Source organism: Tenacibaculum sp. Mcav3-52 (genome assembly GCF_022347665.1).
Lineage (GTDB): Bacteria > Bacteroidota > Bacteroidia > Flavobacteriales > Flavobacteriaceae > Polaribacter > Polaribacter mesophilus.
In genome coordinates this window covers 589,089-602,458 of sequence record NZ_JAKRGE010000001.1, presented here as the reverse complement: position 1 = coordinate 602,458, position 13,370 = coordinate 589,089, and the positions used below count along the sequence as shown (strand labels likewise).

Annotated in this window: 13 protein-coding genes; 8 read left to right on the top strand and 5 right to left on the bottom strand. The window is 31.2% G+C overall.

The window, feature by feature from the left end:
* Positions 1–74: 74 nt before the first annotated feature.
* Positions 75–1,616, bottom strand: a complete 1,542-nt coding sequence (gene amaB, locus MHM83_RS02790) for an L-piperidine-6-carboxylate dehydrogenase (protein ID WP_239178320.1) — start codon at positions 1,614–1,616, stop codon at positions 75–77.
* Positions 1,617–1,726: 110 nt separating this feature from the next.
* Here amaB and MHM83_RS02785 point away from each other — a divergent pair, with 110 nt between their 5' ends.
* Positions 1,727–2,779 (top strand): isoaspartyl peptidase/L-asparaginase family protein, encoded by a 1,053-nt coding sequence (locus tag MHM83_RS02785; protein ID WP_239178319.1) that lies wholly within the window; start codon positions 1,727–1,729, stop codon positions 2,777–2,779.
* On the opposite strand, the gene MHM83_RS02780 is transcribed toward MHM83_RS02785, so the two are convergent.
* Genes MHM83_RS02780 through MHM83_RS02770 form a run of 3 tightly spaced genes read right to left on the bottom strand, consistent with a single transcriptional unit; the run spans position 2,776 to position 5,110 of the window.
* On the bottom strand, positions 2,776–4,158 hold the full coding sequence (locus MHM83_RS02780; protein WP_239178318.1) for an outer membrane beta-barrel protein: 1,383 nt from the start codon (positions 4,156–4,158) through the stop codon (positions 2,776–2,778). The genes MHM83_RS02785 and MHM83_RS02780 overlap by 4 nt on opposite strands.
* Positions 4,159–4,161: 3 nt before the next feature.
* Positions 4,162–4,662 (bottom strand): RNA polymerase sigma factor, encoded by a 501-nt coding sequence (locus MHM83_RS02775; protein WP_317125563.1) that lies wholly within the window; start codon positions 4,660–4,662, stop codon positions 4,162–4,164.
* 43 nt (positions 4,663–4,705) lie between these two features.
* Complete coding sequence (locus MHM83_RS02770; RefSeq protein WP_047788073.1) at positions 4,706–5,110, bottom strand: hypothetical protein; 405 nt, start codon at positions 5,108–5,110, stop codon at positions 4,706–4,708.
* Between the two features lie 104 nt (positions 5,111–5,214).
* Between MHM83_RS02770 and MHM83_RS02765 the strand changes: the two genes are divergently transcribed.
* From MHM83_RS02765 to MHM83_RS02735, 7 genes are all read left to right on the top strand, one after another.
* Positions 5,215–6,189: a LuxE/PaaK family acyltransferase gene (locus tag MHM83_RS02765; protein ID WP_239178317.1), complete on the top strand. Its 975-nt coding sequence runs from the start codon at positions 5,215–5,217 to the stop codon at positions 6,187–6,189.
* Between the two features lie 58 nt (positions 6,190–6,247).
* Positions 6,248–7,534, top strand: a complete 1,287-nt coding sequence (locus MHM83_RS02760) for a D-arabinono-1,4-lactone oxidase (protein WP_239178316.1) — start codon at positions 6,248–6,250, stop codon at positions 7,532–7,534.
* Between the two features lie 4 nt (positions 7,535–7,538).
* Positions 7,539–8,717, top strand: a complete 1,179-nt coding sequence (locus tag MHM83_RS02755) for an alanine racemase (protein ID WP_239178315.1) — start codon at positions 7,539–7,541, stop codon at positions 8,715–8,717.
* Between the two features lie 56 nt (positions 8,718–8,773).
* A complete protein-coding gene (locus MHM83_RS02750; protein ID WP_073182368.1) occupies positions 8,774–9,229 on the top strand; it encodes a YHS domain-containing (seleno)protein in 456 nt (151 codons plus the stop codon).
* 1 nt (position 9,230) lies between these two features.
* On the top strand, positions 9,231–9,665 hold the full coding sequence (locus tag MHM83_RS02745) for a YHS domain-containing (seleno)protein (protein WP_239178314.1): 435 nt from the start codon (positions 9,231–9,233) through the stop codon (positions 9,663–9,665).
* Positions 9,666–9,777: 112 nt separating this feature from the next.
* Complete coding sequence (locus tag MHM83_RS02740; RefSeq protein WP_073182370.1) at positions 9,778–11,424, top strand: glycerol-3-phosphate dehydrogenase/oxidase; 1,647 nt, start codon at positions 9,778–9,780, stop codon at positions 11,422–11,424.
* 94 nt (positions 11,425–11,518) lie between these two features.
* Positions 11,519–12,010: a hypothetical protein gene (locus tag MHM83_RS02735; protein ID WP_047788080.1), complete on the top strand. Its 492-nt coding sequence runs from the start codon at positions 11,519–11,521 to the stop codon at positions 12,008–12,010.
* Positions 12,011–12,098: 88 nt separating this feature from the next.
* Here the strand turns inward: MHM83_RS02735 and MHM83_RS02730 are convergent, their stop codons facing one another.
* Positions 12,099–13,367 (bottom strand): MFS transporter, encoded by a 1,269-nt coding sequence (locus tag MHM83_RS02730; protein WP_047788068.1) that lies wholly within the window; start codon positions 13,365–13,367, stop codon positions 12,099–12,101.
* Between the last annotated feature and the right edge of the window lie 3 nt (positions 13,368–13,370).

Here is a 13,370-nt window from a genome sequence, read left to right as displayed (position 1 = left end):
GTATCCTACTTAATTAAAAACAAAAAGTCACATCTTTCGATGTGACTTTTTTATGTTTTGAAAATTATATTTTCTTATAAATCAAACTTAATTCCTTGTGCTAAAGGTAACTCATCAGAATAGTTTACCGTGTTAGTTTGACGACGCATGTATACTTTCCAAGCATCAGATCCAGACTCACGTCCACCACCTGTTTCTTTTTCACCTCCGAAAGCACCTCCGATCTCAGCACCAGAAGTTCCTATATTTACATTTGCAATTCCACAATCAGATCCTGCAAATGATAAGAATTTTTCAGCTTCTTTCATTTCTGCTGTCATAATTGAAGAAGATAATCCTTGCGCTACTCCATTTTGTAATTCAATAGCGTTTTCAACATCTCCTGAATACTTCATCAAGTATAAAATTGGAGCAAATGTTTCATGTTGAACAATTTCATAATGGTTTTCAGCTTCAATAATTGCTGGTTTAACGTAACAACCACTTTCATAACCTTCTCCTTCTAAAACGCCTTCTTCAACTAATACCTTACCTCCTTCAGCTTTTGCTTTTTCAATAGCAGCTAAATATGTATTTACAGAATCTTTATCAATTAATGGACCAACGTGATTGTTTTCATCTAATGGGTTTCCAATCTTAATTTGACCGTAAGCTCCAACAATCGCATCTCTTACTTTATCATATACAGATTCGTGGATGATTAAACGACGTGTTGATGTACAACGCTGACCACAAGTACCTACAGCACCAAATACAGCTCCAGGAACTACTACTTTTAAATCAGCAGTTGGAGTAATAATAATTGCATTGTTTCCTCCTAATTCTAATAATGATTTACCGAAACGCTCAGCAACTTTAGCACCAACAATACGTCCCATTCTTGTAGAACCAGTAGCTGATACTAAAGGAATACGAGTATCTTCAGTAATGTATTCACCAACTTTGTAATCTCCATTAACAATACAAGAAATTCCTTCTGGTAAATCGTTAGCTTTTAAAACCTCAGCTATAATATTTTGGCAAGCTACTGAACATAAAGGAGCTTTTTCTGAACCTTTCCATACACATACGTTACCACAAATCCAAGCTAATGCTGTGTTCCAAGACCAAACAGCCACAGGGAAATTAAATGCTGATATAATACCAACCACTCCTAATGGGTGCCATTGCTCTCTCATTACGTGTCCTGGTCTTTCTGATGGAATTACTTGTCCGTTTAACTGACGAGATAAACCTACAGCAAAATCACAGATATCAATCATTTCTTGAACCTCACCTAAACCTTCTTGGTAAGATTTTCCCATTTCGTAAGAAACTAACTTACCTAATGGTTCTTTTAATTCTCTTAACTTGTTTCCAAATTGACGAACAATTTCTCCACGTTGAGGTGCAGGCATTGCTCTCCACTCTTTAAAAGCAGTTGTAGCTACATCCATCACCTTATCATAATCTTCACGAGTACTTGCTACTACTTTACCAATTAACTTACCATCAACAGGTGAATAACTTTCAATAACTTCTCCATTTGCAAAGTTTACTGAACCTGTAGAAGTTCCGTTGTTTATATCTTTTAAGCCTAATTGAGCTAAAGCTTCCTTAATACCAAAATCTGCCATGTTTTATATTGTAATTTTAGTTTTTATATTTAAAACTCAAAACTACGAATAATTTTACAATTAATAAATTAAACAAAAACAACTTAGTTTGTTTAAAAATTAACAAAATAATGAAAAATATTTACAACTTCCTTGCCTTAATTTTGTTACTATTTTCTTGCAATCAATCTAAAGTAACTTCCAAAGAGCTAAATAATACTCCTACTAATGAGTTCGCTATTATTATTCATGGGGGTGCTGGTACCATTTTAAAAGAGAATATGACTCCCGAAAAAGAAACTGCTTATAAAACTAAGCTAAAGGAAGCTATAAAAACAGGATATGAGATATTAAAGAATGGAGGATCTAGTAACGATGCTGTTGTAAAAACTATTCAGGTTATGGAAGAATCTCCTCTTTTCAATGCTGGAAAAGGAGCTGTATTTACACATGAAGAAACTAATGAATTAGATGCTTCTTTTATGGATGGAAAAACATTGAATGCAGGTGCTGTAGCTGGGGTAAAAGATATAAAAAGCCCTATTGAAGCTGCTAGAACGGTGATGACAAACTCCGATCATGTGCTGCTTTCTGGAAGTGGAGCTTCCAAATTTGCTAAAGAACAAGGGTTGAAAATTGTAGACCCGAGTTATTTTTATACTGAAAATCGCTTTAAATCTTTACAACGAATTAAAGACAAAGAAAAAACGGAGTTAGATCATGATGATAAAGAAGCTGCTTTTTATGATATTGACATTAAAAATAGTAAATTCGGTACAGTAGGTTGCGTTGCTCTGGATAAAAAAGGAAACATTTCTGCAGGAACTTCTACTGGAGGCATGACTAACAAACGTTGGGGACGAATTGGAGATTCTCCTATTATTGGTTCAGGTACTTATGCAAATAATAAAACCTGTGGTGTTTCTTCAACTGGTTGGGGTGAATACTTTATAAGATCTCAAGTAGCGTATGATATTTCTGCTCAAATGGAATATCAACAAAAATCATTAAAAGAAGCTACCAAAGATGTGATTCAAAATAAATTAACCAAACTTGGTGGAACAGGTGGTGTTGTTGCACTTGATAAAAATGGAAATATGTCTTTTGAGTTTAATACTGCAGGAATGTACAGAGCTTCAATGGATGATAAAGGTAATTTAGTAATTAAAATTTACAACGATTAAAACTGATAATTTAAACCTGTATAAACACCAATAAAGTATGGCTGAAACCCATTTGAATCGTTTTTAAATGTATTTAACTGGGTTTTTAGCATTGGATTAATATTTAGAGACCATTTTTTACTGAACTTATAACTAAAATCTACCCCTAAATTTCCACTAAAGTTAACGCTATTTAAGTTGTTTGCTTCTCCTGATGTTAAAAAATCGGTAGTTTTTAAGTTTACATCATTCTTATTTAAAAACAAAGAACTAAAACCCATAACTAATTGTGTTTTTAGCTTTTTTCCTTCTAATACACTATACTTAACTTCTACTGGAACTTCAATATATCCATAACTTTGATTCAACTCACCATCTAGACTACCTGAGCTAATGGATACTGAATTTGTACTAAAATTTGTTTGAGAAGTATCATTTAATTCATAACTTTCTCCTGAACTAAAAGCTACACTTGCAGTACTTGAATTTGCAGGATTAACAGCTACGTTGGTATTAGAATACCCCATTTCTTGGAGGTGTACTCCTGACTGAATAGACCATTTTTTACTTAATTGATAAGCAATTTGAACACCATAAGAATAACTTGTACTTCCTTTTGTAGAGTTTGATAAACTTGCATCTATTGGAGATGATTTAGAAAAAGAATTTGAGTTTAATACTGCTACTGTTGGAGAAACGGTCCAAAGTTTCTTTATCTTATCCTCTTCTTTTTTATCCTTTTCAGCATTTACAACCGCTAAAAAATCTTTTTTTGGTTTTATAATCTTACGAATTGTATCATTGTTTTTTTTGAAAAAACTTATTTCTTCTTTTTTAAGAACTGGCAAGCTATTTTCAAGCTTGCCAGCAGAATTTTCTTCTTTCACAACATCATTTTTAGCCAGTAAAGCCCCTTCAACTACTCTACTTGACACATTATTGCTATCTTTTTCTTGCAATTCTTTTTTACTAACCTTCACAACATGATTAGCGGTTAAAACTTCGTTTTTACGATGTTTTTCTTTCAAATTATTTTTCTTTTTCGTTACTTCTTTTACAACAAGTATTTCCCTTATATTTTCTTTTGTTGGTTTTATTAATAAATTATCTTTTAATTCTTCATTTTTATTTTCTTGCTCTTTAGTTGCTGGTTTTGGTGATTCAACTATAATTACATCTGTATCATCTATATTTCCCTTTTCATAAGTAAATGGATAAAACAAAAAACCTAAAACAAGCATAGCTGCAACCCCTCCAGAAAACCACCAAATAGGAAAAACACGCTGTTTTTTCTTTTTTTGGAGCTTTTCTTCAATAGCATTCCATACATTTTCATTTGGAGTTACCTCCAAATCTTTAAGTTTTTCTTGAAATAGTCTATCGATATTTTTTTCTTCCATCAGTTATGCTTTTGCCTCTTTTGCTTGATACAATTCCATTTCTTTTTTCAATATCTGTCTTGCTCGTGATAAGTTTGATTTTGATGTTCCTACAGAAATATTTAATAATTCTGCTATTTCTTTATGTGAATAATTATCTAATACATACAAGTTAAAAACTAAGCGATACCTATCTGGTAAACTTTGAATGAGCTCTAATAAAACATCAATATTCACATTTTCAGTTTCAAGCTCTATTTCTTCTACTATTTCCTCATCAGGAGCTTCTGAAACTAACTGTAAAGGTGATTTTTCTCTATACTTTTGTAATGCTGTATTTATAGTTATTCTCTTCATCCATCCTTCAAAAGAACCTTTATGCTGATATTGAGGCATCTTTTTAAAAATAGTTAAAAAACTATCTTGTAATGTATCTTCTGCATCTTGATAATTACGTGAATACTTTAAACACAGCGCAAAAAGTTTACCAGAAAACAACTGGTAAACTTGCGCTTGCGCTGTGATATTTTGATGACAGCATCCTTGTATGAGTTTTTCTAAATTGATGTTACAAATTTACTGGAATTACCACTTCTTCGTATACATCTTCTCCTTCATCATTTTTACCTTTCCAAAACTTAAAAACATAATCTTCTTCTTGTGTTGCCTCAACAGGAAAAGCATATTCTTCTTGTCTTACATCTTGAGTGCAAGCAACATCAAGAGCTACTATTGCTGTACCAGCTACAATTCTAGTTGTATCTACTTTTTGATAATACAATCCATTAAAAGAGTAACAACTATTGGGTAATGTATACTTTATCTTAATTGTATCAACTTCTCCGAATGTAAAACTTTCAGGAGTTGTAGCACTATCAACCTTTAAAAACTCATATCTAACATTAGGGCTGTCATCATCTAAACAAGAATAAAACGTAAATACACTTAAAAAAAGGATTAAAATTTTTTTCATGACATATATAATTAGGGTTATTATTTTAACTTTCCATGGTTTATGTAGTAGATGAAAAAAAATTAAAAAGGTTGCGTCGAATACTCTTACTTTTGTAAAAGTTTATGAAGAACACCATTTTTAACATACAGTCTACAGAAGATTTTAATAAAACTGCACTACAAGTTTTTAAACATCAGTTTACAAATAATAAAGTGTATCGTTCTTTTTGTGATTTGATATACGTTCATCCTTCTGATGTACATACTATTGAACAAATTCCGTTTTTACCTATTCAGTTTTTTAAAACTGGAGAAGTACTTTCGTCTACAAATGAAATTCAAGAAACCTTTACAAGTTCTGGTACTACAGGAAGTACAACCAGTAAGCATTTAGTTACCGATTTATCTTGGTACGAAACCAGCTATTTAAAAGGTTTTGAACATTTTTACGGTAATATTGAAGACTATGTTGTACTAGCTTTGTTACCCAATTATTTAGAACGTAAAGGATCTTCTTTGATTTATATGGTTGAAGACTTAATTAAACGTTCTCAACATCCTGAAAGTGGATTTTACCTCAACAATTTAGATGAACTTGCTCAAAAGCTTACAAATTTAGATTCACAAGGAAAAAAAGTATTACTTATAGGCGTTTCTTTTGCTTTATTAGATTTGGTAGAACAATATGAATTCAATCTTTCTAATACCATTATTATGGAAACTGGTGGAATGAAAGGAAGAAGAAAAGAACTTATTCGTAACGAATTACATGCGATTTTAAGCAATGGTTTTGGAGTAAATGAAATTCATTCTGAATATGGAATGACAGAATTATTAAGTCAAGGATATTCAAAAGGAAATGGTGTTTTTAACTGTCCGCCTTGGATGCAAGTCTTAACTCGTGATACTGAAGATGCTTTGACTATTTTACCTAAAGGAAAATCAGGCGGAATTAATGTAATTGATTTAGCAAACTACAATTCTTGTTCTTTTATTGCTACACAAGATTTAGGAAAGGTATACCAAGACAATAGTTTTGAAATTATAGGACGTTTTGATAATTCAGATATACGCGGTTGTAATTTGATGGTTTTATAATCCTTTTTTATTTTTTACTATCTTCCCAGTCAATTAACCTCTATTATTTCAAGGTCTTATGAAAAACTGGGCAGAAAATGTACGGTGGAATCCATCTGCAGTTGCATTTCCTCATTCGGAAAATGAAATTCAACAACTTGTTTTAAAAGCTATACAATTTAATCAAAAAATTAGAGTCATTGGTTCTGGTCACTCTTTTACTTCTTTATGTAGTACTGACGAAATATTAGTAACTCTCGATAACTTTCAAGGACTCATTTCAATAAACAAAGAAAAAAATCAAGCTACTGTAAAAGCAGGAACAAAACTTTCTTTATTAGGAGAACTTCTTTTTCAAGAAGGATTAGCTATGGAAAACATGGGAGACATCAACGTTCAATCAATTGCAGGAGCTATAAGTACAGGTACACATGGAACAGGTATCGAACTTAAATCTATCAGTAACCAAGTCGTTGGATTAAAATTTGTGAATGGAAAAGGTGAAATCATTGAGTGTTCTACCGAAAAAAATATTGAGTTATTCAAAGCTGCTCAAGTATCATTAGGTTGTTTAGGTATTATTACTGAAGTTACTTTACAATGTGTTCCTGCTTATAAACTAAAACTTCAAAATAAAAAGGAAAAGTTAAGTGATGTATTGGCTACTTTGGGCAAAAGAAATTCTCAAAACCGTAATTTTGAGTTTTACTGGATTCCATACACAAACACAGCATGGACAAAAACTTCAAATATTGTTGAATATTCTGAGCCTGATAAAGTAAACTTTTTTAATTATTGGACAGAATATGTACTCGAAAACTATGTTTTTAAGTTGATGTGCGAGTTTGCAAAAGTTTTTCCTTCACAAAACAAAACAGTTTCTAACATTACAGCAGCTAGTATAAGTAACGTAAAAAAAGTATATCACAGTCATAAAGTATATGCAACACAGCGAATGGTAAAGTTTCATGAAATGGAGTATAATATTCCTGCAGAAGCCTATCAAGATGTATTTAAGGATGTGCAAAAAATTGTCAACTCAAAAAAGTTCAATATTCATTTTCCTATTGAAAATCGCTGGGTAAAAGGAGATGATGTTTTTATGAGCCCTGCCTACAGAAGGGATTCGGCATATATTGCTTGTCACGTATACAATAAAAAAGATAGTAGTGCTTATTTTGCTGCTTTAGAAGAAGTTTTTAAAGCCTATGACGGAAGACCTCATTGGGGTAAAATGAATACATTTACTTCGGATGATATTGCTAGAATGTACCCTAAATTCACCAACTTTATGACTTTCAGAAAAGAACATGATCCAGAAAATATATTTGTGAACCCGTATCTTCAAAAACTATTAGGTATTTAATATTATGGATGCTTATTTTAAAATCTTAAATAAAGAACTTAAAAACTACCAACGGGCCATTCCTTGTTTGTTAGTAGATTTAGATATTCTAGATGAAAATATTACAGAAGTAATTTCTAATTTTAGAAAAGATGCATCACTCAGAATTGTAGTAAAATCATTGCCTTCGGTCCAATTAATTGAATATATATTAGAAAAAACACATTCAAGCAAGTTGATGGTTTTTCATCAACCTTTTTTAACTGATTTAGTTGCTCGATTGGGGAACAAAGTCGATGTTTTATTGGGTAAACCCATGCCTATAAAAACTGCGGAATATTTTTACAACAACTTACCTCAACAGCACAACGGATTTAACCCATTTACTCAAATTCAATGGTTGGTTGATACCGAAAAACGAATTGAAGAATACATTAATTTGGCAAAACAACTCAATCAAAAATTACAATTGAATATTGAGATAGACGTGGGTTTGCACCGCGGTGGGGTTTCTTCTTTAAAAAGTTTAACAAAAGGACTATCACTTATTGAAAACAATCAAAATTTTGTTGAATTTTCTGGGTTTATGGGCTATGATCCACATGTGGTAAAACTTCCAAAGATTATTCGTTCTCAAAAAAAAGCATCACATTTAGCAAATCAATTTTACGAGCAATGCAAAAAATTAATTAAAAATGATTTTCCAGAACTATGGAATAATAACTTAACCTTTAACGGAGCTGGAAGCCCTACCTTAAAATTGCATAAAGAACAAAATTCTCCAATAAACGATATTGCTATTGGTTCATGTTTTGTAAAACCTACAGCGTTTGACATTCCTTCCTTAAAAAGCTATAAACCAGCAACATTTATAGCTACTCCTGTTTTAAAGACTTTTTCAAATACAACGCTTCCAGGTTTAGAAAAACTAAAACAATTTTTTAGTAAGAAATCTGCTTTTATTTATGGCGGTTTTTGGAAAGCTGACTATTACTACCCTATAGGGGTAAAACAGAATAATTTGTTTGGTTCTTCTACTAATCAAACAATGATTAATGTTCCTAAAAACATACCTTTACAAGTAGATGATTTTGTCTTTTTAAGACCACACCAAAGTGAGTTTGTTTTTTTACAATTTGGAGAAATTTTGCCTATTAAAAACGGTAAAATTCAACAGCCTTGGCAATTATTAAATAATTCTTAATTATTCAATTGTAATGTTTTTTGTTTTTCATCGACTACTCATAAAATCTACAAACAATGAAAAACTTTATTACACTACTTTTAGTAGTAGTCTCTACTGCATTATACGCTCAAAAAACTGACTACAATACAAAAAAAGGTTATGTAGCCGAAGGTTACGATGTTGTTTCTTACTTTACAAATAGTGAACCTGTTGAAGGAATAAAGAAGTTTCAAACAACTTATGATGGAGCTAAATTCAAGTTTTCTTCAAAAGAAAATTTATCCCTTTTCAAAGAAAATCCAATAAAATACATTCCTCAATATGGTGGATATTGTGCATATGCTGTAGCTGCTAAGAAAACTAAAATGTATATTGATGCAGAAGCTTATGAAATTAGAGATGGTAAATTATATCTTTTTTATAGTTCTTGGCTTTCTAGCAAACTTGATGATTGGAAAAATGGTGATACTAAAAAGTTACAAAATCAGGGAGATATAAACTGGGAAGAACTAAAACATAAAAAAAAATAAAATGAAACATATATTTATCTTCTTTCTATTTTTTTCAAGTATTGTCTTCTCACAAGAATACAATACCAAAAACGGAGTTATTGCTAAAGGTTACGATGTAGTAAGTTATTTTCATAATAAAGCCGAAAAAGGAAATAAAAAAATTACAACTAAATATAATAACGTTTCCTTTCATTTTTCGTCAAAAGAAAATTTAGCTACTTTCCTTAAAAATCCTCAAAAATACAATCCACAATATGGAGGGTACTGCGCCTATGCCATTGGAAAAACTGGTGAAAAGGTGGATATTGATCCGAAAACTTTTGAAATACGAGATGGTAAACTGTATTTATTTTATAACTCTTGGGGAACCAATACTTTAAAAATGTGGTTAAAAGAAAATCCAGAAGAGCTCAAAAAACAAGCAGATACTAATTGGAAAAAATTGAATCGTTAGTTTTAGATTTAATAGTTGTGGGGGCGACTTCTAAAAGGGCTGATAATTTCAGCTCTTTTTTTATGCTTATCGTTTCTTTTTATTCTTATTTTTGGTTGATAAAAACAGCTCTATGAATAATTTCTCTTCTTTCAATAGAAAAAACATTCAACAAGAATTACAAACTACCGAATTTGATATTCTAGTGATCGGTGGTGGTATTACAGGTGCAGGTATTGCTTTAGATGCTGCCTCACGTGGAATGAAAGTCGCTTTAATTGAAAAAAATGACTTTGCTTCGGGAACCTCTAGTAAATCTACCAAACTAATTCATGGAGGTTTACGCTACTTAAAACAATTTGATTTTTGGTTGGTAAAAGAAGTGGGTACTGAGCGTGCTATTGTTCATAAACTAGCGCCACATTTGGTAATTCCTGAAAAAATGATTTTACCATTAATTGATGGCGGAACTTACGGTTCATGGCTAACATCTATCGGATTAAAAGTATACGATGTGTTAGCTTCTGTTGAAGGAGATGATAAACGTAAAATGCTTGATAAAAAAGAAGCGTTAGAAAAAGAGCCTTTATTACCTAAAAGTATTTTAAACGGTGCAGGTTTTTATGCAGAATATCGTACTGATGATGCTCGTTTAACTATAGAAGTTTTAAAAACAGCAAGTCAATACGACGCACAAATATTAAACTACACGCGTGCAGACGAATTTATTTACGAAAATAAGCGTGTGGTAGGTGCTAAAGTAACGGATGCTTTTACTGAAGAAAGTTATGATATTAGAGCTAAATATGTAGTAAACGCAGCTGGACCATGGGTAGATGAATTACGCCAAATTAACAATTCTAAAATTGGAAAACGTTTGCATTTAACCAAAGGAGTTCACTTAGTTGTTCCGCATGAAAAGTTGCCTGTAAAACAATCTGTGTATTTCGATATTCCAGACGGTCGTATGATGTTTGCTATTCCTCGTGGAAAAGTAACCTATTTTGGAACTACCGATACCAATTATCAAGAAGATAAAGACACCGTTGAAACCTCAATGGTGGATGCTTTGTATTTAATTGAAGCAGTAAATAACATGTTTCCTGATATTCAATTAACCATAGATGATATTCAATCATCATGGGCAGGATTACGCCCGTTAATTCACGAAGAAGGAAAATCGGCTTCAGAATTATCTAGAAAAGATGAAATTTTTGTTTCTGATACCAAGTTAATTTCAATTGCTGGAGGAAAATTAACAGGTTATAGAAAAATGGCAGAACGGATTGTGGATATTGTTGCGAAAAAAATGAAACGTCGTTTTGAAGTTGAATTTGATCCAATTCAAACTGAAGAAATTGTTTTATCAGGAGGGCCTTTTCAAAATTATAAATCAGTAAAACTATACATTAATCAAATTTATAAACAACTAAAATTACATGGTTTTACTGAAAAAGATGCCAGTTATTTAGTATATAACTATGGTAAACAAACCGAACTTATTTTAGATAAGTTTGATGAGCTTAATGAAGAAAATATACAAGAGCGCTTATTAAAAGCTGAAATATGGTTTGTAATAAAGCATGAAATGACCTGTACTCCTACCGACTTCTTTATGAGAAGAACTGGTCGTTTATTTTTTGATAAACCTAGTGTTGATCTTTATAAAAACTTTGTTATTCAAGAATTTACAAGCCGCTTTAATTGGGATGAAAATACAACTTTAAAACATCAACAAGAATTGGATAAAAAAATAGCTTTAACCTTAAAATTTAACTAGTTTCTTACATAGAAAATTAATCGAGTATTATATCTTTGGCGACTGCAAAAACCTCGTTCTTCGAAAGGGTTTATACAATTAATTTTTAAGTAATATGAAACAACTAATACTAGTATTTTTTCTATTAACCGCGTTTATAGCAAAAAGTCAAACTAATATTATTTCGAACTCTGATTTTGATAATATTAAAATAAATAATATTGCCTTAACTGATATTAAAAAAACTTTAGGTAAACAAGCTAAAGTAGAGTCTTTATTAGGTGCAACTGTTTCTTTTGAAGATAATGGTTTTTATTACTATTTTAAGTTTAATGGTTTAAAACTAGATTTTTCTACTTCTGGAAGAAAACCATATATCGAGTCTTTAGATGTTTTAAGTAATGAAGCTACTTTTACTATTAAAGGAATAACAATTACTGTTGGAGATCCAATAAGTAAGTTAGGAGAAGTTGCTTTAACAACTGGTAGAAATGGCTCTAAGAGTATTTTATATGCTGAATGTGATAGTTGTGATGTTTTTATTAATATTAATTTTGATCAAACTACTAAAAAAATTACAAAAATCAATTATTTTGATATGTCATAATTGATTTACTTTAAAAAGTATATTAAAAATGCCTAGAAATAATTTTCTAGGCATTTTTATTTATATCTATAGAACATCAGTTTACTTATCATTCTTCCTTCTCATGCTCTTCCAAATCTTTAGTTAAATCTAACTTTCTAAGCGTTGGATTTAAAACTCCAGTAGTAATAACGGTAATTAAAGTCATAGTACCACCAAAAACCACTGCTGTTACTGTTCCCATTAACTTTGCTGTTACCCCACTTTCAAAAGCTCCTAATTCGTTAGAAGAACCTACAAACATAGAATTTACTGAAGCTACTCTACCACGCATATGATCAGGTGTTTTTAACTGTAAAATGGTTTGACGAATTACCATAGAAACACCATCGGTTACACCACTAAAAAATAGGGCTACAATAGAAATCCAAAAAACGGTTGATAAACCAAATACTATAATACAAATTCCGAAACCAAATATAGCTGTTAAAAGCTTCATTCCTGCATTTCTACTTATAGGTATATATGCAGTAACTAACATCGTTAAAAAGGCTCCTATGGCTGGTGCTGCACGCAATGCACCAAATCCTTCTGGTCCAACTTTTAAAATATCTTGAGCATATACTGGTAATAATGCTACTGCTCCACCAAATAATACCGAAATCATATCTAATGTAAGTGCTCCTAAAATAGCTTTTGTTTTATATACAAAACGTACTCCTTCTTTTAAACTTTTCATTACGGGTTCTCCAATTTTTGGATTTAGAATTGGTTTCTTTTTGATAAAAAATACCGTAAAAAATGATATTGAAACTAAACCAAATACAACACATAAAGACCAATGTACTCCAATCCAAGAAATAGTAAACCCTGCAAAAGCTGGTCCTAATACTGAAGCTATTTGCCAAGTTGAACTACTCCATGTTGCAGCGTTAGGATATAATTTTTTAGGTACAATTAAAGCAATTAATGAAAAAATCGTAGGTCCGAAAAAAGAACGTAATAATCCACCAAAAAAGACCAGAGCATAAATAGCATATAGCACAGTATTTTTATTCCAATCTTCAATAAAACTAGGCAATGTTAAAAAGAATAGTCCTAAACTTATGAGTGAAAATAGGCCAATACACAAGGCTAGTAGATTTCTTTTTTCTTTTTGATCTACAATATGACCAGCAAACAACGCCATAGATACTGCAGGAATTACTTCCATTAGTCCAATAATTCCTAATGATAATGGATTTTTAGTGATACTGTAAACCTGCCATTCGATAATAATAAATTGCATAGACCATGCAAATACTAAGGCAAAACGTACTAAAAGAAAAATATTAAATTCTTTAATTCTTAAGGAAGCATAGGGGTCTTTTTTTTCCATAAA

Coding starts and splice junctions, on each gene's coding strand:
- amaB (WP_239178320.1), bottom strand. CDS start 1,616: ATGGCAGATTTTGGTATTAAGGAAGCTTTAGCTCAATTAGGCTTAAAA.
- MHM83_RS02785 (WP_239178319.1), top strand. CDS start 1,727: ATGAAAAATATTTACAACTTCCTTGCCTTAATTTTGTTACTATTTTCT.
- MHM83_RS02780 (WP_239178318.1), bottom strand. CDS start 4,158: ATGGAAGAAAAAAATATCGATAGACTATTTCAAGAAAAACTTAAAGAT.
- MHM83_RS02770 (WP_047788073.1), bottom strand. CDS start 5,110: ATGAAAAAAATTTTAATCCTTTTTTTAAGTGTATTTACGTTTTATTCT.
- MHM83_RS02765 (WP_239178317.1), top strand. CDS start 5,215: ATGAAGAACACCATTTTTAACATACAGTCTACAGAAGATTTTAATAAA.
- MHM83_RS02760 (WP_239178316.1), top strand. CDS start 6,248: ATGAAAAACTGGGCAGAAAATGTACGGTGGAATCCATCTGCAGTTGCA.
- MHM83_RS02755 (WP_239178315.1), top strand. CDS start 7,539: ATGGATGCTTATTTTAAAATCTTAAATAAAGAACTTAAAAACTACCAA.
- MHM83_RS02750 (WP_073182368.1), top strand. CDS start 8,774: ATGAAAAACTTTATTACACTACTTTTAGTAGTAGTCTCTACTGCATTA.
- MHM83_RS02745 (WP_239178314.1), top strand. CDS start 9,231: ATGAAACATATATTTATCTTCTTTCTATTTTTTTCAAGTATTGTCTTC.
- MHM83_RS02740 (WP_073182370.1), top strand. CDS start 9,778: ATGAATAATTTCTCTTCTTTCAATAGAAAAAACATTCAACAAGAATTA.
- MHM83_RS02735 (WP_047788080.1), top strand. CDS start 11,519: ATGAAACAACTAATACTAGTATTTTTTCTATTAACCGCGTTTATAGCA.
- MHM83_RS02730 (WP_047788068.1), bottom strand. CDS start 13,367: ATGGAAAAAAAAGACCCCTATGCTTCCTTAAGAATTAAAGAATTTAAT.